Source organism: Sunxiuqinia sp. sy24, assembly GCF_052677165.1.
On record NZ_JBQYLH010000012.1, the window covers coordinates 1 to 20,956 of the forward strand.

Genomic DNA, 20,956 nt, shown 5'->3' on the forward strand with positions numbered 1-20,956 from the left:
GGCCTTTTCTACCAAGTCAAAACAGAACCCCTTATTAACAACCACTTAACAACAAATAAAATTCACACCAAACTTGACTTGAGAATGAAATACCCCCTAAAACGTGTCGACCAAGCTCAAGAGAGAGCCACAATCCCACACATCAAAGTAGCAACAATAGAAAGGGAAAGCCGGTCGAAATAGGTTAAGCAATACGATTTATCCAGATCTATCGCAATCGACAAACCTCAATCCATAACACGCAACGCAGAGAATATGCGAGACTTATCACACCAGAGCAAAATACCCCCTTTTCCAATAACTACTTTTCCTCCCATATAATAGTACTCCACGGCTACCACGATCAGATTACGGAGGCAATCTCTCTTCGAAGCAGCGTGGACTATAGATTCGCCCTACTCTATATATAAGTAATGTACAGTAATATCTGAATTACCGTTCCCCATAACAAACCGGCATGCGAAATAAGATCGTGGAATTGACTTGCCCCCAATCAACCAGCTATTATTAAAAAAAACGACATCTGCAGCGCAAAAATCTGGCAATTACAAACTAGCGACTATTCATTCTTATTAAAAAAGGGAACTCCTTTACCCATTTCTCACACCAAAAATACCAAACAAACAGGCTGATCATCACTAAAAAACAGAACCATCATTATTCATCGACTGTCAAATTATAGGCATCCTCATACTAAAAGCCACGAAGCAACGTTTTGCTTTTAGCTTATTTTTTAGGTATCTTAAACATGATCTATTCAAATCACCTCCTTATATTTACATAGATTAACAAAGAAACAAATGATAAACATGAAAGAACTTTTATCGAAATACTTAGTTGTCTTCATTCTAGTGATCTTCTCAGCCTCAACTTTTGCTCAAACCACATCATTCGAAGCAGCCTTTGACACGCTTACAATAAAAGATCAGTTTGAGCATTTATACAAAAGATCGAACACCTTTGAGGTGTATAAAGTGATGAGCATAAGCGGATACAACTCACTCAAACAAAATTCGATTGACAGCATCCGCCAATATCACGAAGAGGTCAGCGATCACCAACAAGAGATTACCACGCTAAAAAACAACCTGAGAAGCACCAGTTCTGAAATTGAAAATTTGAAAGAGGAGCTGGCAAGCACCCAAAAAGCAAAAGACAGTATCAGCTTAATTGGCATCCCAACATCCAAGGGCAGTTACAACTCCATTATGTGGGGATTAATTATTTGTTTAGCAGTGATTTTACTCATTGTTGTTTCGCTATACAAACGGGGACATCAAATTGTTAAAGAGACAAAAACACGACTAACAGAAGTGCAGGAGGATTTGGAGAACCTGAGAAAAAATGCTCTGGTACGCGAACAAAAGCTCGCCCGCGAGCTGATGGACTATAAACTCAAGCACAAACCAAGCAGGTAATCTATTCGAATCATACATCGATAACAAAACAGGGCCTCACTTTTCAGCGAGGCCCTGTTTTGTCTTATTCAAAATTTTCTATTGCATTTCATATTTATATGAGCCTAAATCGCTCAGATCTGAGGTACGGATAAATTCGCCATGCGCTTTAACCTGCGCTTTGGCCATGCGGATAAAGTTTTTAGCCGATTTAGCAAACATCGCATCACGGTTAGAATCCAACACCAACAAGTAGCTCATGATGATATTTCCAGCCATTTCGACTAAACGACGAGCATGGAAATCGATAAATTCATTGTCATCTGTAGCCAGAATCTTATTTAGTGCCTGCTCGTATTCATCAGTCAAAATAATTAATGTACGACGCAAGTGCTCCAACTCGGGAGAAACTTTCTCAGCTTCGTAAACACGAATTTGGTTCAGGTAAGCACCAGTTGTTACGCCACGAATGGCGGCAACCACCTGCAACTGCGTTGTTCCTTCGTAAATAGAAGTAATCCGCGCATCCCGATAAATCCGCTCTACCGGATAGTCTTTCATAAATCCTGATCCACCGTGAATCTGAACAGCATCGTAAGCCAACTGGTTGCTGTATTCACTAGCCATTCCTTTTACCAGCGGTGTAAAAATATCAGCCAAGCGCTGGTATTTTTTCATTTCATCACGTTCTTCTTTTTCCAGCTTACGCTCTTCGGCAATATGCATGTATGTTTTATATACATCGACAAAACGAGCTGTTTCGTAGAGCAAGGTGCGCGATGCATCCAACTTGGCCTTCATATTCGACAACATTTCGTAAACAGCAGGGAAACGCATAATTGCTTTTCCAAACTGAACACGCTCTTTGGCATACACCAACGCTTCGCGATAAGCCGCTTCCGAAACACCAACAGACTGTGCAGCAATCCCTAAACGAGCACCATTCATCAAGGCCATCACATACTTGATCAAGCCCATTTTACGTGAACCAACCAATTCAGCCGGAGCATCTTTGAAAACCAGCTCACAGGTTGGCGAACCAATGATTCCCATTTTGTGCTCAATCCGACGAACGGTTACACCACCATCATTTTTATCGTAAATAAACATGGACAAGCCCCGGCCATCTTTCGTGCCTGGCTCCGAACGTGCAAGCACCAAGGAGATATGCCCGTCACCATTCGTGATAAAACGCTTAACGCCATTCAAAATCCATTTGCCTGATTTTTCATCGTAAACAGCCTTCAACTGAACAGCTTGCAAGTCAGATCCGGCATCGGGCTCTGTCAAATCCATCGCCATGGTATCACCGTTGCAAACCCGCGTCAGGTATTTCTCTTTTTGTTCTTCGGTAGCGAACTCATTGATGGTTTCAGCACAATCCTGCAAACCCCATATATTTACAAAACCAGCATCGGCGCGCGAAACAATATCAGCTGCCATAATATAAGGAACAATCGGAAAATTCAAACCACCATATTTCCGAGGAAGCGACATGCCCATCAAGCCAGCTTTATTTAAAGCCTCGATATTCTCAGACGTTCCACGAGCATAAACCACATGCCCATCAACTACCTGAGGCCCTTCGGCATCAATCGACTCCGCATTCGGTCCAACAATATCGCCACAAACTTCACCCACAACATCCAACACTTTGTCAAAGTTGTCCATTGCGTCTTCGTGATCCATCGGAGCAAAATCAAACGATTCTTTTTCCGAGAAATTCCGTTCCTTCAACCGGACGATTTTTTCCATCAAAGGGTGACCCAGGTGGAATCTCAATTCTTTATTATCGGTATAATAATTAGCCATTTCTTTTAAAGTTTAAGTTTCACAAAGCACTACTTGGTGTTTTGTTTATAATACTTGATCATTTTGGGAATGATGGTAGCCACGTCACCGTTAATCACATAATCGGCCACTGCGTTGATAGGCGCCTCAGGATCGGTATTGATTGCAATAATCTGTGCCGATTCTTCCATCCCGGCACGGTGTTGAATTTGCCCCGAAATTCCGCAAGCAATATACAACTTAGGCCGAACGGTAACTCCTGTTTGCCCAATCTGACGCTCGTGCTCTGCATAGCCAGCATCAACTGCAGCACGCGAAGCACCAACCTCGCCGCCCAATACTTCAGCTAAATCATACAACAATTGGAAGTTGCCTTTCGAGCCCATACCATAACCACCAGCCACCACAATCGGTGCTGCTTTCATGTTTACCTTGCTTTTTTCCATGTGGCGCTCAATGATCTCTACAACGAAATCGGAATCGCTAACATATTTAGCAACATCCAAATTAACCACTTTCCCTTTGTATTTAGGATCGAGTACTTCTTTTTTCATCACCCCTTCGCGGACGGTAGCCATCTGTGGACGACAATCCGGATTGATGATGGTGGCAATAATGTTTCCACCAAAAGCAGGACGAATTTGGTACAAGAGGTTCTCGTAGTTTTTATCTTGTTTTTTATCGAAGTGGTCACCAATTATCAGGCTCGTGCAATCAGCCGTCAAACCGCTATGCAGTGCCGAAGAAACACGAGGCCCCAGGTCGCGGCCAATGGAAGAAGCTCCCATTAAGGCTATCTGTGGTTTTTGCTCCTCAAAAAGCTTGACAACAATAGAGGTGTGTGGCAACGTGCTGAATGGATACAAACGTTTGTCATCAGCAATATAAACGGTATCCACTCCGTAAGGAAAGATCTCCTTTTCAATTCCTGCTATATTATGGCCGATGGCAATGACTTCCAAATTACATTTCAGTTCATTCGCCAACGAACGGCCTTTGGTCATCAGCTCCTGACTTACTTCAGCTACCTGACCTTCTTCTATCTCGCAATATACAAATACGCTATTCATAATCGTTCTGTTAGGGGTTAACCAATGGTGTGACTTTCAATCAGCTCGCACATCAACTCATTGATGTCGTTGTCAGCCGAAGTAATTACTTTTGCTTCTTTTGCCTGAAGAACAACATTCTCCACTGTTTTCACCTTTGTTGGAGAACCACTTAAACCAAGCTCTGCATGATCTACTTCAATGTCACTCACCGTCCATTCAGGGATGTTCAGGTAAGGACGATCGTTGTATAGATGCAAGTAATCTTCGTTTGAATTCTGAAGTTCAGTCACGGTTTTGGCGTGCTTGTGTTTCATCAGCAACTTGGCATTACGGGCACGACAGTCGGGTGCGGATCCATTGACAGTCATTACCATCGGAACAGGACATGAAACTGTTTCTACTCCCCGCTCCAATCGACGCTTCATGAAAACTTTCCCTTTTTCAATTTTCTGAACTTCCTCCACATAGGTAACCTGAGGCAAGCCCAGTTTTTCAGCTACCTGTGGTCCCACCTGGGCAGTATCACCATCAATAGCCTGACGGCCGGCAATGATAATATCAACGCCTTCAACTTTCTTCAACGCCCGTGAAATGGCATATGAAGTAGCCAGCGTGTCCGAACCGGCAAAAGCGCGGTCAGTCAGCAAAATGCCACCATCAGCCCCCCGGAACATGCCTTCGCGAATAATCTCAGCAGCACGACCAGGTCCCATGGTTAAAATTGTAACGGTAGACCCTGGAAAAGAGTCCTTAATTCGAAGCGCTTGTTCCAGCGCATTCAGGTCTTCCGGATTAAAGATCGCCGGTAAAGCAGCACGATTAATCGTACCATCAGCTTTCATGGCGTCTTTGCCAACATTACGGGTATCAGGCACCTGCTTGGCAAGAACGATAATTTTATAAGCTCTCATCATATTTAAATTTGTCAGTTTTATTGTGTGTTAGATTCAAACCAACCATTTTAGATTGGTGTACAGAGGACAATTTATTGCCATTTTTTCTCTGCAAGGGAAGCAAATATAGCCAAACCACCCAAAGTTATCAAGGCTTACAGCCCACCCGGAGATTTCGAACTCATCTGGAAAGTCATTTTTTTTAACAGATCGATTTAAATAAGAAAAAAACCATTGCTAAAAATGTTAATCTACGAGCATTTAAAACAATCAACCTATTTTTTCAAAAAATCATCCTATCACCCTTCAGCGAACTTATTTATAATGATTTTAATCTAGATTAAGTTGTTAACCAATCACCTCAACAAAGAATTGTCCTGGCTTCACCTCCTTTAAATGAATGTATCGCTTGCCACTACCGGACAGGAATTCTCAAGCTCCAGCGGACAAATTATTACGGCAAAAACAATGAATGATTACAAAGATTTCGATCAGGAAGAAAAAGTAACATTGAAGTCGTTTGAGGTGACGAATCCAAAGAATGGGAAATTAACTATCGAACTACCGGCAAAATCAGTTGTACTGCTTCAACTTCAATAAGCATCGATAAAGCACAAAAAAACGGGAACCGTATCTGGCTCCCGTTTTTTTGTGCTTATTTCATTTCGCTTCACCCCGAATTTCCACCCGGCGTATTTTTCCTGAAATGGTTTTCGGCAATTCCGTTACAAACTCCACAATACGTGGATATTTGTAAGGAGCGGTTGTCTGTTTCACATGGTTCTGGATTTCTTTGATTAAAGCTTCTGATCCTGGCTGAAACTCGGGAGCCAGCACGATACTCGCTTTCACCACCTGTCCGCGCACATCGTCGGGAGCAGCCGTAACGGCACATTCAACCACAGCCGCATGCTCCATCAAAGCACTTTCTACCTCAAAAGGGCCGATACGATAACCGGAACTTTTAATGACATCATCCGTTCGGCCAACAAACCAAAAATAGCCATCTTCATCGCGCCAGGCCAAATCACCGGTATGATACAAGCCATCGTGCCATACAGCTTTGGTTCGTTCTTGATCGCGATAATATTCTTTAAACAGACCAACAGGTATTCTATCGTTAGTTCGAATAACAATTTCCCCAATCTCACCATCCTCACATAAGCGTTCTTCGGGATGCAACAATTGTACGTCATAGATCGGATTTGGAACTCCCATCGACCCCGGCTTCGGCTCCATCCACGGGAAGGTAGCAATAGCCAGCACCGTTTCAGTTTGTCCAAAACCTTCCATTAAACGAATTCCGGTCAATTTCAAGAAACGATTATAGACTTCAGCATTCAGCGGTTCGCCAGCTACGGTACAATATTTTAGTGAAGACAAATCATACTTCGAGAAATCTTCCCGGATCATAAACCGGTAAACCGTTGGTGGCGCACAAAAGGTATTAATTTTATATTGACTAATCACCTGAAGCATATCAGCAGGATTAAACTTCTCATGATCGTATACAAACACAGCTGCACCGGCCAGCCACTGCCCGTAAAGTTTTCCCCATACTGCTTTTCCCCAGCCCGTGTCGGCCACCGTAAGGTGTAGTCCGTTTTCTTCTACCTTATGCCAATACGAAGCCGTCGTGATATGCCCCAGCGGATAGGTAAAGTCATGGGCCACCATTTTGGGGTTTCCAGTTGTTCCCGAAGTAAAATATAAAAGTGAAATTGCAGAATTTGTTGACACAGCTTCCGGCCGCACAAATTCGGGCGCCTGTGCTATTCCGCTTGAAAAATCAGCCCATCCTGCTGGAGTTTCAGGTCCTACTGAAATCCGTTGCTCAATCGTTGGCGATTCCTCCATCGCTAAATCTACCTGCTCAAGCACATCCGACTCACCAACCGCTATAATGGCTTTGATATCGGCCGCATTGTTCCGATAAACTAAGTCTTTCTTCTTCAACAGGTGAGTAGCCGGAATACAAACGGCCCCCAATTTGTGCAAGGCAATAATCGAGAACCAAAATTCAAAGCGCCGCTTCAAAATCAGCATGACCTTGTCTCCTCGTCCAATTCCCATCGATTGAAAATAAGCAGCCGTTTGATCCGTGTACTTCTTCATGTCGGCGAAGCTAAAATCCCGGTGTTCGCCTTGATCGTTTGTCCACACCAAAGCCAACTTTTCGGGTTCTAGCCGGGCATACTCATCCACCACATCATAGCCAAAGTTAAAATTGTCAGGCACCTCAATTTCCAGGTTCCCGGTGAAATCTGACAGCCCTTCAAACTCTGCTTTTTTCAAATATTTCTCACTTAATATCATAGTTCCGTTTTAAAGATCATCGCTAAAAATTTCGTCTTTTTTCCCTCCAAGGCCTTCATACTATGCGGCACGGATGAATCGAACCAGATAGAATCCCCCTCGTTCAAAATCAACTCCTTCCCTCCAAGCACAAGCGAAAGCTTACCGCTTATAACCAAGTTAAACTCCTGCCCGGCGTGTTGATAACCGGCTCCAACTACCTGCTCCGAATTGGGTTCAACCGTCACCACAAATGGTTGGGCCGCCTTATGGATATAACTTTCGTTTAAGGCTTGATGCTGATACTCTTTTCGTCGCTCAACCACCGATCCGGTACCTTTTCGCGTAATCGAATAGCGGTGCATGTTGGGTACATCACCCGTTAGCAAGGTGGTTAACTCAATATTATAAACCGATGAAAACCGGTATAAAAAACTGACTGGAATATCCTCCTGCCCACTCTCATACGCAAGGTATTGTTCAGTAGAAATTCCACAGGCCGTAGCACAATCCGACTCCGAAAGATTTAAAGCATCACGCAGTCCTTTTAATCGCTCGGCAATTTGTTGAATTTTGATGTTCATACTTAGTTTAGATTTTGGAAAACGGCCACAAGAGGCCGACTTTCAGGTTGCTTAAAAATAAGAATTATTTCAAGCAATTGGCTGTCTGATCGAATTTCCTATGGTAAAATGGTGAAAATTTGGATTTCACATCCTGATACTACGAATAAGAATTTAAGCTTTCAAACTCGTTTTTTTTGACCATCACATGAAAGAAAAAGCTTTAAACAAAACGGTTGAATCAGATTGCTTTTTGGCAAAAATGAACCAATTCTACAAAAACTGACTGGATCGCCCCGCGCATGAAATTTTCATTAATTCCTTGTGGGCAAGAAAAAATAATCGTGGTTTAAAACACAAAATTCCGGTTCAGCTCCCTGTCCATTCAAAATCTTCCTAGCATAAATCAGACTGAATTGAATTAGACATGAACGAAACCTCAAGCGTAAAAAAAATCCATTCCAAAAAAGACATGCACAAGAGCTCACTTTCTTTTTCACAGCAAATCTTTCTCTTCCAGCGAGCGCTTAAGCTGTTGGTGATTGTTCCAGAATTTCTGCTCCATTTGCCGTTCAGCTGGGCAAAATTATGGGAGTCCAGGTAACCGATGTTTGCAGTACCTCCAATCTCGCACTGGTCAAATCGCTTGGAGCCGAACAGGTGATTGACTATACGAAAGAGCAACTGGCTCAGACTGGTGAAACCTACGATGTTATTTTCGACACTGCTGGCAAAGCCCCCATTAAAGAGTGTGTGCAAGCGCTGAATGAAAAAGGCTTGTACCTATCAGCTGTGCATCTGGAGTTAGCACGAATTATGGAGGGAATTAGAGCCACGCTAAAAAGCAGCAAAAAGGTAATCGGAGGTGTTGCTAACTACACTACTGAAAACCTGAATGATCTTAAGAGGCTTATTGAAGCCGGCCAATTGAAAACAGTCATCGACCGAAGTTATCCGTTGGAAGAAATTGTTGCAGCTCATACTTACGTGGACACCGGGCACAAAAAAGGGCATGTCATTATCCTTGTCGATTAAGTGAATGACAGAGTAAACGCTGATGCTACGAGTACGGATTGGAGCAACAAAAAAGCCCCACCCGCAAAGGATGAGGCTTTTAATTAACCAGTTTATTTTTGTTTATCCCAAAAAAGAGATGAGCACGCCAGCAGCAACGGCCGAACCGATTACTCCTGAAATATTACTGGCCATGCAGTATTGTAGCACGTGATTCTTCGAATCATATTTAATGGCGATTTCATTGGCTACGCGCGATGCCATAGGGACAGCACTTAAGCCGGTAGCACCAATCAGCGGGTTGATTTTCTTTTTGGCAACCAGATTATACACTTTGACAGCTAAAATACCGCCGGCAATAGAAATTGCAAAAGCGATAAAACCACCCACAATAATCATGATGGTCCGTGAGTTCAGAAAAACTTCCGAAGTCATAGTAGCCCCAACTGTCAATCCCAAAAAGATGGTAGCTGTGTTCATAATGGATCCAGTGGCTGCATCCGACAAGCGAGCCACGGTTACTCCCACTTCTTTAATGAGGTTACCAAAAAGTAACATGCCCAAAAGTGGTACCGAGGAAGGCACAAAAATAGAGATCACAATACCCAACACAATGGGAAAAGCAATTTTCACAGCCTTCAGGTTCTTAATTTTCTGCTTGGCAGGATACAACTTATCCATCTCCTTCATGTTAATCCGCAGTTCTTTTTCGGAACACAACAAGCGGGTAACCAAAGGAACGATAACCGGAACAAGCGCCATGTAAGAGTAAGCGGCAATAGCAATGGGGCCGAGCAAGTGCGGAGCCAGCATAATGGTTGTATAAATGGCGGTTGGCCCATCGGCTCCCCCAATAATACCTAATGAAGCAGCTTCAGCAGGTGTAAAGCCCAAAGCAATTGCCGAAATCAGCACGGAGAAAATTCCAATTTGAGCGGCAGCTCCAAAAAAGGCCAGCCGCAAGTTACGCAGCATGGGCCCAAAGTCAGTTAACGCACCAACCCCCATAAAAATAATGGGAGGTAAGAAGCCGGTTTTGATCAGCGAATAATAAAGGAAGTTCATAATTCCATGATCATGCGCGATTTCAAACAGGTTTTTATAATGATGCTCATCAATTTGAATATACTCAGCAGGCACTACAGCCATACCTCCGCCAGGAAGGTTTGCCAGAATCAGTCCGAAAGCAATTGGAATTAGCAGCAGTGGCTCATACTTTTTCTTGATTCCCAAGTATAAAAGCAATGCTCCAATGGCTAACATCAACAATGTTCCCGGTCCATTAACAATCTCCTGGATGGCAGTCATGTGATAGAGTTTCTCTATAATAGACATATGCAGGATTTTCTGTTATTGAATTTTTACTAAAATATCGTCTTCTTCTACTTCGGAACCGTTGGTACCTGTGATTTCAACAACTGTACCAGCAATATCTGACCGAATAGCATTGAAGGTTTTCATCGCTTCAATATAACCGATCAAGTCTCCTTCCTTAATGGTGTCACCCACTTTAACTGCCGTTTCCGAACTTTCTTTGGTCAGGTAGAATTTCCCTTCGAGTGGCGCAATTACTTCCTTGGTAACTCCACCGGCAACAGGGGCAGGTACAGCAACAGGTGTTGGCGCTACCTGAACAGGCGCCGAAACCTCTGCAGGCTGGCTATCACCATAGGCTACTGACACTTTAAACTGCTCTCCATCAACATTGATAATCATGCTTGATGGATTGAAGTTGGCAGGAGTTGCTGCTGCCGGAGCCTCTGCTTTCTTAGTACCTTCAAGCAAGCCGGCACCATCTTTACGTTTTTTAGCCAAATCAGCTTCAAAGGCTTTCTTCGCCTCACCCGACTTATAAGCACGATATTGCTCAGGGTGCATAGCCAGTTCGAACAGCTCTTCGTCGTCCTGTCCATATTCCCAACCGTTTTCATCCATTTCCTTGCGGAAGGTATCCAAAGCGTCGGGGAACAAACTTTGAGGATTGGCTGTAAATTCTTCTTTGCCGTTTTCTTTGGCCAGTTTCTTCAATTCAGGAGCTAATTCTCCGGGCAGCTTTCCGCCTTTGCCCATCAACATATCCCAAATATTGTCGGCAATCATACTCCAACGCTCTTTCCCTTTTTCCAACTGCATCACATTCATCAAGGCCAGGTTTTTCACATACTGACTGTAAGGCGTTACCAGTGGTGGATAGCCAACCATGGGCCAAATATGTTCCACCTCATTAAACAGTTTCACCAATAAATCATCCTGACTCAATTCGGGTTGGTTATGCTTGGCTTTCCACTTATTAATGCTGGCCAGGTTACTTTCAAGGTCAGCCATCAAAGAGCCCATCATACCTCCAGGCAAGCCAGGACCAATGAGCAAGGAGTTCATGAAACGGTTTTTTGGATTGATATAATAGCCCAGGAAATCATCGATAAAGCTTTGTGTCAGGCTACGCACTTTCATATAAGCATCCATATTAATTTCCGGCACATCAAAGCCTGCATCCTTTAACATAGACTGTACAGCAAGTAAATCGACATGTCCGGTTCCCCATGACAGAGGTTCCATCGCCACATCAACATACTCAACCCCGGCACGACACACTTCCAGAATAGAAGCCATGGCAAAACCAGGACCTGAATGTGAGTGATATTGAAGAGGTATTTCGGGATGTAATTTCTTTATGCCGGAAACAATTTTCCCCAACCAGGCTGGACGTCCGATACCCGCCATATCTTTCAGGCAGATTTCATCGGCACCACCTTTAATCAGCTTGTCAGCCAAATTCACATAGTAGTCAACCGTATGCACTTCTGAATACGTTAAGCTCAAAGCCGCCTGGGCAATCATTCCCGCTTCCTTGGCATATTTGATTGAATCTAAAATATTGCGGGCATCATTCAATCCACAAAATGGGCGAGTAATATCAGTTCCTTGGGATTTTTTAACCTTGTACATCATTTTACGCACATCAGCTGGTACCGGGCTCATGCGCAATCCGTTTAACGATCGATCCAGCATGTGTGTTTGGATTCCAGCATCGTTAAAAGGCTGAGTCCATTTGCGGACGGCATTATTTGGGTTTTCTCCAAAAAGCAAGTTAATTTGCTCAAATCCACCACCATTAGTTTCAACACGTGCAAAACATCCCATTTCCACAATGTGTGGTGCTACTTTCACTAATTGATCAACACGTGGCAGATATTTTCCCGACGATTGCCACATGTCGCGGTAGAGCAATGAAAATTTGATCGTTTTCTTTTCCATAAGGCTATATTAATTTTTTAAAATTGGTTTTTCGTAACTGTTCGAAGAGCAAAAAAGGAATCTACATCTTTTCAATCTTGGTTACATGTCCTTTCCCTTCAGTCACTGTTTTGACGGCAGAAACGATGGCGGCTACTTTCTTCCGATTAAAAGTCCCCGTCTGCTCTGCTACTTGTTGAACTTTCTTACTAATTTCTTCTGGTAAGTATTTATTGACAAAACGAATAATCAAATTACCAAGTAAAACGACTAGGGAAAGTATAATAAACACGGTTATCATACCAATTCCCATCAACTGTAATGCAAATCCTAAATCACTCATAGTTTCAATATTTAAAAAAAACTTTTTCCCACGTTATGTAACGAAAGCAATACTACCAAAATTTTAACCGTTCAAAAATGTTAAAAAATACTTCCGAAAAACAATTATCAATTAATTAACATTGATTTTCATCATATCGAAATCAATCAATTTAATCTCGCTTTCATTCTGAAAGTAAAATCATCAAAAATCCATAGATACCCAAAAAAGTCGAGGATTCCCTAGCATCAGAAAGGAGTCTAAAATAATACTTAAAAGTCCTTAATTATTTTAGCAATTTCCCCAAGTTACATTATTTTCATCATCATTTCTAATCGTCAATCAGAAAATATGAAATTAAAATACTATTCAGGAGTCCACTCAAACAGGCTACCGATATCGCTATTTATACTTACAAAAGGTTTTATTCTTAAAAACTTAATTGTTAATTTTAAACGTTAGAAAAAAGGTGTTCGAGCGTGTCAATTTGCTCGATACAAACTATAAATAAATCAACTAAAATGAAGAAACAAACAAAAAAGGAATTGTCCAGAAGGCGATTCCTGGGTACTGCTGCCATTGGTGTAGCCGGTATCTCCTTACTCCCCTCTTTAAGTTCATGTAGTTCTGCCACAGAACCTATCCGCCTTGGGTTTATTGGCATGGGGCGTCAAGCCATGTTTTTACTGAACGGATTCATTCAAATTCCAGGAGTGCGAGTGGTCGCCGGATGTGATGTTTACGGACGTAAGCGTCAACGTTTTGAAAACCGGGTAAATGAATTCTACACAAAGAACAACGTAGCCGTTGAAGTAACAACTTACGAAAAATATGAAGAATTACTTCAACGCGATGATATTGATGCTGTAGTAATCGCAGTGCCTGACCATGCCCATGCTATGATTGCTATTGCAGCCTGCAAAGCCGGGAAAGATGTATACCTGGAAAAACCCATGACCTTTACCATTAAAGAAGGGCAAGAACTAAAACGGGTTGTTCGCGAAACCAATCGTATTTTGGGAATTGGCAGCCAGCAGCGCTCTGATCCCAACTTCCAGCATGCTGTTAATATGGTACAAACCGGCCGCTTAGGAACAATTGAAAAAGCCAACGCATACGTTGGTGCTCCTCCTACTCCATACAATCTACCCGAAGAAGAAATTCCAGCCGATTTGAATTGGGATTTATGGTTAGGGCCCCTACCCGGAGATATTCATTTCAACAATGAATTAAATCCTCCAATTTCTCTTGACCCGGTGGAACACGAGAAAATATGGGGTGCCTGGCGCTGGTATAAAGAAATAGGCGGTGGTTTCACAACCGACTGGGGCGCTCACATGTTCGATATCGTTCAATGGGGATTAGGAATGGACCGCAATGGCCCTGTTGAAATTTCCCCAATTGGAGATGGTTCCGAATACATGCAGTTTACATACGCCAACGGTATCGTTATGTCCTCAGAGCCATTCAACGAGCAAATGACGAAAGGAGTTAAATTCACCGGGACAGATGGTTGGATTGAAGTTTCACGCGGACATTTCAAAGCTTCCGACGACTCTTTACTCCCTCCGTCATCGGCCGAAAGCAATGACAACACGCCTTACGAAACTAAAATCCCACATCAGATTAACTTTATCGAGTCGGTACGAAACCGGGTTGATCCAGTGGTTCCGGTTGAAGTTGGGCATAGTTCATGTACTATTTGTACCTTGGGCAACATTGCTTGCGACCTGCAGCGCACTATCGAATGGGATCCTGTGACCGAGACCTTTAAAAATGATGAAGACGGAGCAGCAACCGCTAAACTTCATTACCACTACCGTGGAGGGTGGAATTTACTCTAAGCTATAATACATTTTTCTTGAAAAGGCTGACTTCTATAAAGTCAGCCTTTTTCATTTTACCACATTCAACCTATTGTCAAGCATCTGATTTTGCGAAACCGTTCCTCCATTTTAAGAGTAAATAATTATAAAACACTAATAAAAGGAGGTCATTATGCCAGAAAGCGTTTACAAAGTTATTGAATTGGTAGGTACCAGTAAAGAATCCTGGGAAAAAGCCGCCGCGAATGCTATTTCCAAGGCTTCTGAAACATTGCGTGATTTACGCATTGCCGAAGTAACAGAAATGGATATACAAATTAATGAAGGTAAAATTGAAAGTTACCGGACGAAGCTGAAGGTTTCCTTCAAATTTGAAGGACATCATTAAAACACCAGGAGAACAACTAACTATCTTCCAGGATATGATGGGAAATCACATCCTGGAAGTTTTACCCAGAAATTAAATGCATCAAATTGATTTAACCATTAAACTCACTGACCCTTAATGCCGCTTCCTGCTTTATAATTTAGCTGACTTTGATTTATCAGGAACCCTTAAGGGAACGTTGTCACTTAAATTATAAAGCTATGAAACAATTAGAAGCCAAGGTAAACCGTCGAATTACAAATTTGTGTAAGGAAATCACGCAAATTTATGAAAGCCACCAAGATCATGTTATTGGAAAAATTACCGTTAAACACCTTTTGGGTGGCATGCGAGGTCTCAAGGCCATGGTCTGCAACACCTCTTTCGTTGACCCACATCAAGGACTTTTCATCAGTGGCTACAGTGTCGCCGAATTTGAAGCAAAAACCCCCGAAGAAATTTTCTTCCTTCTGTGTACCGGTGAATTTCCAAATGATTCCGAATTGTCGGAGCTAAAAGAGGAACTCGCCGAGCGAGCTGAAGTACCGGCCTACGTTTGGACTATGCTTAAATCACTTCCTCAAGAAACCCACCCGATGACCATGTTTAGTATGGGAATATTAGCGATGGAGGGAGAATCGGTTTTTAAGAAGAAATACCTGGCAGGCATTCCCAAATCAGACTACTGGAAATACACACTGAAAGATTCTTTAAACCTGATTGCCAAACTTCCGTCACTAGCCGCCGGAATTTACAAGATTTTGTTTATGAACGGCCGCCTCATCCCCCCAGATGCGGAGTTGGATATGGCTGGAAACCTTACAAAGATGCTTGGCATAAACAACAAAGACAAATCCTTTGCTGATCTGATCCGGTTGTACTTAGTGCTACATTGTGATCATGAAGGCGGAAATGTAAGTGCCTTCACAGCCCGTGTGGTCAATTCCGCTCTTTCCAATATATTCTATGCGACATCTGCTGGCTTAAATGGGCTGGCTGGTCCTTTGCATGGTTTAGCCAATCAAGTGTGTTTGCATTTTATAACTCGTATTCACGACCAGTTTGGCTTGGATGCCAGCAAAGAAGAAGTTCATCTGTTTGTACTCGACACACTAAATTCTGGAAATGTAATTCCGGGTTACGGACATGCAGTATTAAGAGAAACCGATCCGCGCTTTACGGCCTTCATGAGATTTGGAGAAAACCATTGCAGCGATTCTCCCTATTTTAAAACCGTGAAAAAGCTATTCGAGGTAACTCCGCCAATTCTGAAAAACTATAAAGGAGGGAAAATAGCTAATCCTTGGCCCAATGTAGATGCCATTTCGGGCTCGCTGCTCTATCACTACGGGATGACTCATTATGATTTCTACACGGTGATGTTTGGTATATCAAGAACTTTGGGGTTCTGTGCTCAAAACATTATTGCAAGAGGCCTTAACCAGCCAATAATCAGACCGAAAAGCATTACCAATCAAGGATTGAAAGGATTAACCAAAGGATTATAGTCACCTCAAATACCGACAAAATAAAAAAGCCGTTTCAATTAAGTTGAAACGGCTTTTTAAATATGATTTGTAAGAATTAAGCCTCAGCTGTTGGACCTCCGAAATTCATTGGCGGAATCGTTGGATTACTCGGACCACTGACTTTGATTGGACCATGTTGTTGCTCGAACTTCTTCACATTGTCTTCCAGAGCCATCAAAAGGCGTTTGGCATGTTCCGGAGTCAAAATAACCCGGGACTTAACATTGGCCTTTGGAATTCCAGGCATAATGCGAACAAAGTCAAGGACAAACTCTGAACTAGAGTGTGTAATAATCGCCAGGTTCGAATAGGTTCCCTGCGCTACTTCCTCACTCAATTCAATATTCAACTGATTTTGATTCTTATCTTCTGACATAATTAATCCTCGTATTTTTGACCTTCAGTTTCTTTCACATCAACCATCCGGTCATATTCTTCGCGTGAACCTACCACCAAGTTTTTGTATTCCTTCAAACCAGTACCAGCAGGGATCAGGTGACCACAGATGACGTTTTCTTTCAATCCGTCCAAATAGTCAACTTTTCCTTGAATAGCTGCTTCGTTCAATACTTTAGTGGTTTCCTGGAATGAGGCTGCTGACAACCAACTTCTTGTTTGCAGAGCAGCACGTGTGATTCCTTGGAGGATCTGGCTTGAAGTTGCAGGGATCGCATCACGTGATTCAATCAGCTTTTTATCTTTACGACGTAGTACTGAGTTTTCATCACGTAGGCGACGAGCTGTTACAATTTGGCCAGCACGCAATTCTGAATCACCCGGATCAACAACGACTTTTTTATTGTAAATCCAATCATTCTCGTGAGCGAATTCGTTTTTATCAACGATTTGTTTCTCCAGGAATCGGGTGTCACCAGAGTCCAGAATTTCAACTTTACGCATCATCTGACGGATAATCACCTCATAGTGCTTATCGTTGATACGTACACCCTGCATCCGGTAAACGTCCTGCACTTCATTCAAAATATAATCCTGAACGGCAGTTGGTCCTTTAATAGCCAAGATGTCGGAAGGTGTAATCGCTCCATCAGAAAGCGAAATTCCTGCGCGGATGTAATCGTTTTCCTGTACCAGGATCTGTTTTGAAAGTGGTACCAAGTACTTTTTAACATCTCCAGATCTTGTGGTCACAATAATCTCTCGGTTACCACGCTTAATTTTACCAAAAGACACTTCACCATCAACTTCCGAAACAACAGCAGGGTTGGATGGGTTACGCGCCTCAAACAGCTCAGTTACTCGTGGAAGACCTCCAGTGATATCGCCTGCTTTACCAGAAGCACGTGGGATTTTTGCCAAAACCTGACCTCCAATAATTGTGTCGCCTTCGCTTACCGAGATGTGACCACCTACTGGTAAGTTGTACGTACGAATCACTTCCCCTTTTTCATTCAGAACTCGCAAAGATGGGTTTTTCGTTTTATCACGGGTCTCAATAACAACCTTCTCTTTATATCCGGTTTGCTCATCTGATTCTTCACGGAACGTAATTCCGTCAATCAAGTTATCAAATTCAACCTTACCTTTAAATTCAGAGATAATTACACCGTTATAAGGGTCCCATTCACAAATTTTCTGTCCTTTGGTTACTTCTTGTCCATTTTCGATGTACAATTTAGAACCGTAAGGAATACTATGAGTAGAGAGTGGTATTCTTGTTTTCTTATCAATAATTTTCAGTTCAGCCAAACGGCCAATCACCACACCAACTTTCTCACCGGTTTCTTCTTTCGTTTCAACAACACGCAATTCTTCAATCTCTGCGATACCGTCGTAACGTGATTCAACCATCGATTGAGAAGAGATGTTACCCGCGATACCCCCAACGTGGAAAGTACGCAATGTCAACTGGGTTCCTGGCTCGCCGATCGACTGAGCAGCAATAACACCTACGGCTTCTCCTCGTTGTGACATGTTGCCTGTAGCCAGGTTACGTCCGTAACATTTACTACATACACCATTTTTAGCTTCACAAGTCAGTACCGAACGAATTTCAACACTCTCGATTGGAGACTCTTCAATCTTCCGACCAATTTCATCTGTAATCATCTGACCTGTGCCAATAATCAGCTCGCCAGTCAGCGGATGGAATACATCATGAACCGTTGTCCGTCCAATAATACGTTCGAAAAGAGAAGCAACAACTTCTTCATTGTTTTTAATCGCTGAAGCGACCAAACCTCTTAAGGTACCACAGTCTTCGTCTGAAATGATTACATCTTGAGATACATCAACCAAACGACGCGTCAAGTAACCCGCATCTGCTGTTTTCAGCGCGGTATCCGCCAATCCTTTACGAGCACCGTGAGTAGAGATAAAGTACTCCTGAACTGACAATCCTTCTTTAAAGTTTGCCAAAATTGGGTTTTCAATAATCTGAGCACCAGTAGCGCCCGATTTTTGAGGTTTCGCCATCAATCCACGCATTCCGCACAGCTGACGAATCTGTTCTTTCGAACCACGAGCACCCGAGTCAAGCATCATGTAAACGGAGTTAAATCCTTGCTTATCGGTACTAATCGTTTTCATCACTGAGCTAGTCAGCTTGGCATTGGCATGTGTCCAGATATCAATAACCTGGTTATAACGTTCATTGTTGGTAATGAAACCCATGTTATAGTTAGCCATCACTTCGTCAACTTCCTGATATCCACTATCGACAATGGTTACTTTATCCTCAGGAATGATAACGTCACTCAGGTTGAACGACAAACCACCATGATAAGCAGCCTTATATCCCATGTCTTTAATGTCATCCAGAAAGGCTACAGTGGCAGCGTTCCCGGCTGTTTTAAAGATGTCAGAGATAATGGTACGTAGTGATTTTTTTGTCAGCAATTCATTGATGTAACCAGCTTGAGCCGGTACAACCTGGTTGAACATGACACGACCAACCGTAGTTTCAAGAATGTGCCTAAATGGCTCACCATTCTCATCAACATCTTCTACCTTCACTTTAATGATGGTATGTTTTTCAACCTGCCCTTCATTATAAGCAATAATCACCTCTTCAGGTGAATAGAAAGTCATTCCTTGTCCTTTGGCTCCCTCGCGGTGTTTGGTCATGTAGTACAAGCCCAAAACCATGTCCTGAGAAGGAACTGTGATAGGAGCTCCATTGGCAGGGTTCAATAAGTTGTGAGACGCAAGCATCAACAACTGTGTTTCCAGAATTGCGGCATTACCTAATGGCAAGTGAACTGCCATCTGATCACCGTCAAAGTCGGCGTTGAATCCGGTACATACCAAGGGGTGCAACTGGATCGCCTTACCTTCGATCAAAACTGGCTGGAATGCCTGAATTGACAAACGGTGCAGGGTGGGTGCCCGGTTCAACATCACCGGATGTCCTTTCAATACATTTTCCAGAATATCCCAGACTACTGGATCCTTGCGGTCAACAATCTTTTTAGCCGACTTAACCGTTTTTACAATACCACGCTCAATCAATTTCCGAATGATGAATGGTTTGTAAAGCTCGGCAGCCATATCTTTTGGAAGACCACACTCATGCAATTTCAAGGTTGGTCCAACAACAATTACTGAACGTGCTGAATAGTCGACTCGCTTACCCAGCAAGTTTTGACGGAAACGACCTTGCTTTCCTTTCAACGAATCAGAAAGAGATTTTAAGGCACGGTTATTTTCCGTTTTTACCGCGTTGGATTTACGTGAGTTGTCAAATAATGAATCAACCGCTTCTTGAAGCATCCGTTTCTCATTACGAAGAATGACTTCCGGCGCTTTGATTTCGATCAATCGTTTCAACCGGTTATTCCGGATAATTACACGACGGTACAAGTCATTCAAGTCGGACGTCGCAAAACGACCTCCATCCAATGGAACCAACGGACGTAAATCAGGTGGGATCACAGGAACAACTTTTACAATCATCCATTCCGGACGGTTGATATTTTTGCTGGCACGGAATGCTTCAACAACCTGCAAACGTTTTAAAGCTTCGTTTTTACGTTGCTGTGAAGTTTCAGTACTTGCTTTATGTCTTAAATCATATGATAGTTCATCCAATTCGATACGCTCAAGCAACCCATAAAGTGCTTCAGCTCCCATTTTGGCAATGAACTTGTTTGGATCATCGTCATCCAGATATTGGTTCTCTTTTGGTAGAGTATCCAAGATATCCAGGTATTCTTCTTCAGTCAGGAAGTCTAATTTTTTTATTCCATCCTGACCTTTAATACCGGGCTGAATAACCACGTATCTTTCGTAATAGATGATAGTATCTAGCTTCTTGGTAGGCAATCCAAGCAAGTAACCAATTTTATTGGGTAACGATTTGAAGTACCAGATATGCGCCACAGGAACCACCAAAGAGATGTGTCCCATACGCTCACGTCGTACTTTTTTCTCAGTTACTTCTACACCACATCGGTCACATACGATTCCCTTATAACGAATACGCTTGTATTTACCACAATGACACTCATAGTCTTTCACCGGCCCAAAAATACGTTCGCAGAACAAGCCATCTCTTTCTGGCTTATACGTTCGGTAGTTGATCGTTTCGGGTTTTAATACTTCTCCATGAGAACGTTCCAGAATCTCTTCCGGCGAAGAAAGACTAATCGCTATTTTGGCAAAATTACTTTTAACTTTATTATCTTTTCTGAATGCCATATATCGATGTATAT

At 42.6% G+C, this 20,956-nt stretch carries 17 protein-coding genes; 7 read left to right on the forward strand and 10 right to left on the reverse strand.

Annotated elements, in window-relative coordinates; all coding sequences use genetic code 11:
* Together ACUNWA_RS11380 and ACUNWA_RS11385 are read left to right on the forward strand one after the other, a co-directional pair.
* Positions 1-183, forward strand: a 183-nt coding sequence (locus ACUNWA_RS11380) for a hypothetical protein (protein ID WP_445592038.1), incomplete at its 5' end; no start/stop codon positions are given.
* Positions 184-809: 626 nt separating this feature from the next.
* Complete coding sequence (locus tag ACUNWA_RS11385; RefSeq protein ID WP_445592039.1) at positions 810-1,418, forward strand: hypothetical protein; 609 nt, start codon at positions 810-812, stop codon at positions 1,416-1,418.
* A 78-nt stretch (positions 1,419-1,496) separates the two neighbouring features.
* Here the strand turns inward: ACUNWA_RS11385 and ACUNWA_RS11390 are convergent, their stop codons facing one another.
* From ACUNWA_RS11390 to ACUNWA_RS11400, 3 genes are read right to left on the reverse strand one after another with little or no spacing between them, the layout of a single operon-like run.
* Positions 1,497-3,209: an acyl-CoA dehydrogenase family protein gene (locus ACUNWA_RS11390; RefSeq protein WP_445592040.1), complete on the reverse strand. Its 1,713-nt coding sequence runs from the start codon at positions 3,207-3,209 to the stop codon at positions 1,497-1,499.
* Positions 3,210-3,238: 29 nt separating this feature from the next.
* On the reverse strand, positions 3,239-4,258 hold the full coding sequence (locus tag ACUNWA_RS11395) for an electron transfer flavoprotein subunit alpha/FixB family protein (protein WP_445592041.1): 1,020 nt from the start codon (positions 4,256-4,258) through the stop codon (positions 3,239-3,241).
* Positions 4,259-4,275: 17 nt separating this feature from the next.
* Positions 4,276-5,154, reverse strand: a complete 879-nt coding sequence (locus ACUNWA_RS11400; RefSeq protein ID WP_445592042.1) for an electron transfer flavoprotein subunit beta/FixA family protein — start codon at positions 5,152-5,154, stop codon at positions 4,276-4,278.
* Positions 5,155-5,529: 375 nt separating this feature from the next.
* On the opposite strand from ACUNWA_RS11400, the gene ACUNWA_RS11405 reads away from it, so the two are divergent.
* On the forward strand, positions 5,530-5,733 hold the full coding sequence (locus ACUNWA_RS11405) for a hypothetical protein (RefSeq protein WP_445592043.1): 204 nt from the start codon (positions 5,530-5,532) through the stop codon (positions 5,731-5,733).
* 60 nt (positions 5,734-5,793) lie between these two features.
* On the opposite strand, the gene ACUNWA_RS11410 is transcribed toward ACUNWA_RS11405, so the two are convergent.
* Both ACUNWA_RS11410 and ACUNWA_RS11415 read right to left on the reverse strand, forming a co-directional pair.
* Complete coding sequence (locus tag ACUNWA_RS11410) at positions 5,794-7,449, reverse strand: AMP-binding protein (protein WP_445592044.1); 1,656 nt, start codon at positions 7,447-7,449, stop codon at positions 5,794-5,796.
* On the reverse strand, positions 7,446-8,012 hold the full coding sequence (locus tag ACUNWA_RS11415; RefSeq protein WP_445592045.1) for a helix-turn-helix domain-containing protein: 567 nt from the start codon (positions 8,010-8,012) through the stop codon (positions 7,446-7,448). Before ACUNWA_RS11415 ends, ACUNWA_RS11410 begins: the two co-directional genes overlap by 4 nt.
* 555 nt (positions 8,013-8,567) lie before the next feature.
* Here ACUNWA_RS11415 and ACUNWA_RS11420 point away from each other — a divergent pair.
* Positions 8,568-9,026: a zinc-binding dehydrogenase gene (locus tag ACUNWA_RS11420; protein ID WP_445592162.1), complete on the forward strand. Its 459-nt coding sequence runs from the start codon at positions 8,568-8,570 to the stop codon at positions 9,024-9,026.
* Positions 9,027-9,128: 102 nt separating this feature from the next.
* Here the strand turns inward: ACUNWA_RS11420 and ACUNWA_RS11425 are convergent, their stop codons facing one another.
* From ACUNWA_RS11425 to ACUNWA_RS11435, 3 genes are all read right to left on the reverse strand, one after another.
* A complete protein-coding gene (locus tag ACUNWA_RS11425; protein ID WP_445592046.1) occupies positions 9,129-10,340 on the reverse strand; it encodes a sodium ion-translocating decarboxylase subunit beta in 1,212 nt (403 codons plus the stop codon).
* Between the two features lie 15 nt (positions 10,341-10,355).
* Positions 10,356-12,263 (reverse strand): biotin/lipoyl-containing protein, encoded by a 1,908-nt coding sequence (locus ACUNWA_RS11430; RefSeq protein ID WP_445592047.1) that lies wholly within the window; start codon positions 12,261-12,263, stop codon positions 10,356-10,358.
* Positions 12,264-12,324: 61 nt separating this feature from the next.
* Complete coding sequence (locus tag ACUNWA_RS11435) at positions 12,325-12,585, reverse strand: OadG family protein (RefSeq protein ID WP_445592048.1); 261 nt, start codon at positions 12,583-12,585, stop codon at positions 12,325-12,327.
* Between the two features lie 500 nt (positions 12,586-13,085).
* On the opposite strand from ACUNWA_RS11435, the gene ACUNWA_RS11440 reads away from it, so the two are divergent.
* The 3 genes from ACUNWA_RS11440 (at position 13,086) to ACUNWA_RS11450 (ending at position 16,265) form a co-directional block, all read left to right on the forward strand.
* The gene (locus ACUNWA_RS11440; protein WP_445592049.1) at positions 13,086-14,408 is read left to right on the forward strand and encodes a Gfo/Idh/MocA family protein; all 1,323 of its coding nucleotides are present in this window, start codon (positions 13,086-13,088) and stop codon (positions 14,406-14,408) included.
* Positions 14,409-14,562: 154 nt separating this feature from the next.
* Positions 14,563-14,778 carry a dodecin family protein gene (locus tag ACUNWA_RS11445; RefSeq protein ID WP_445592050.1) on the forward strand — a complete coding sequence of 72 codons (216 nt, stop codon included), beginning with the start codon at positions 14,563-14,565 and terminating at the stop codon, positions 14,776-14,778.
* Positions 14,779-14,978: 200 nt separating this feature from the next.
* On the forward strand, positions 14,979-16,265 hold the full coding sequence (locus ACUNWA_RS11450; RefSeq protein WP_445592051.1) for a citrate (Si)-synthase: 1,287 nt from the start codon (positions 14,979-14,981) through the stop codon (positions 16,263-16,265).
* Positions 16,266-16,341: 76 nt separating this feature from the next.
* Here the strand turns inward: ACUNWA_RS11450 and ACUNWA_RS11455 are convergent, their stop codons facing one another.
* Positions 16,342-16,662 carry a DUF3467 domain-containing protein gene (locus ACUNWA_RS11455; protein WP_445592052.1) on the reverse strand — a complete coding sequence of 107 codons (321 nt, stop codon included), beginning with the start codon at positions 16,660-16,662 and terminating at the stop codon, positions 16,342-16,344.
* 2 nt (positions 16,663-16,664) lie between these two features.
* Entirely contained in the window at positions 16,665-20,942 is a 4,278-nt protein-coding gene (gene rpoC, locus ACUNWA_RS11460) for a DNA-directed RNA polymerase subunit beta' (RefSeq protein WP_445592053.1), read from the reverse strand.
* Between the last annotated feature and the right edge of the window lie 14 nt (positions 20,943-20,956).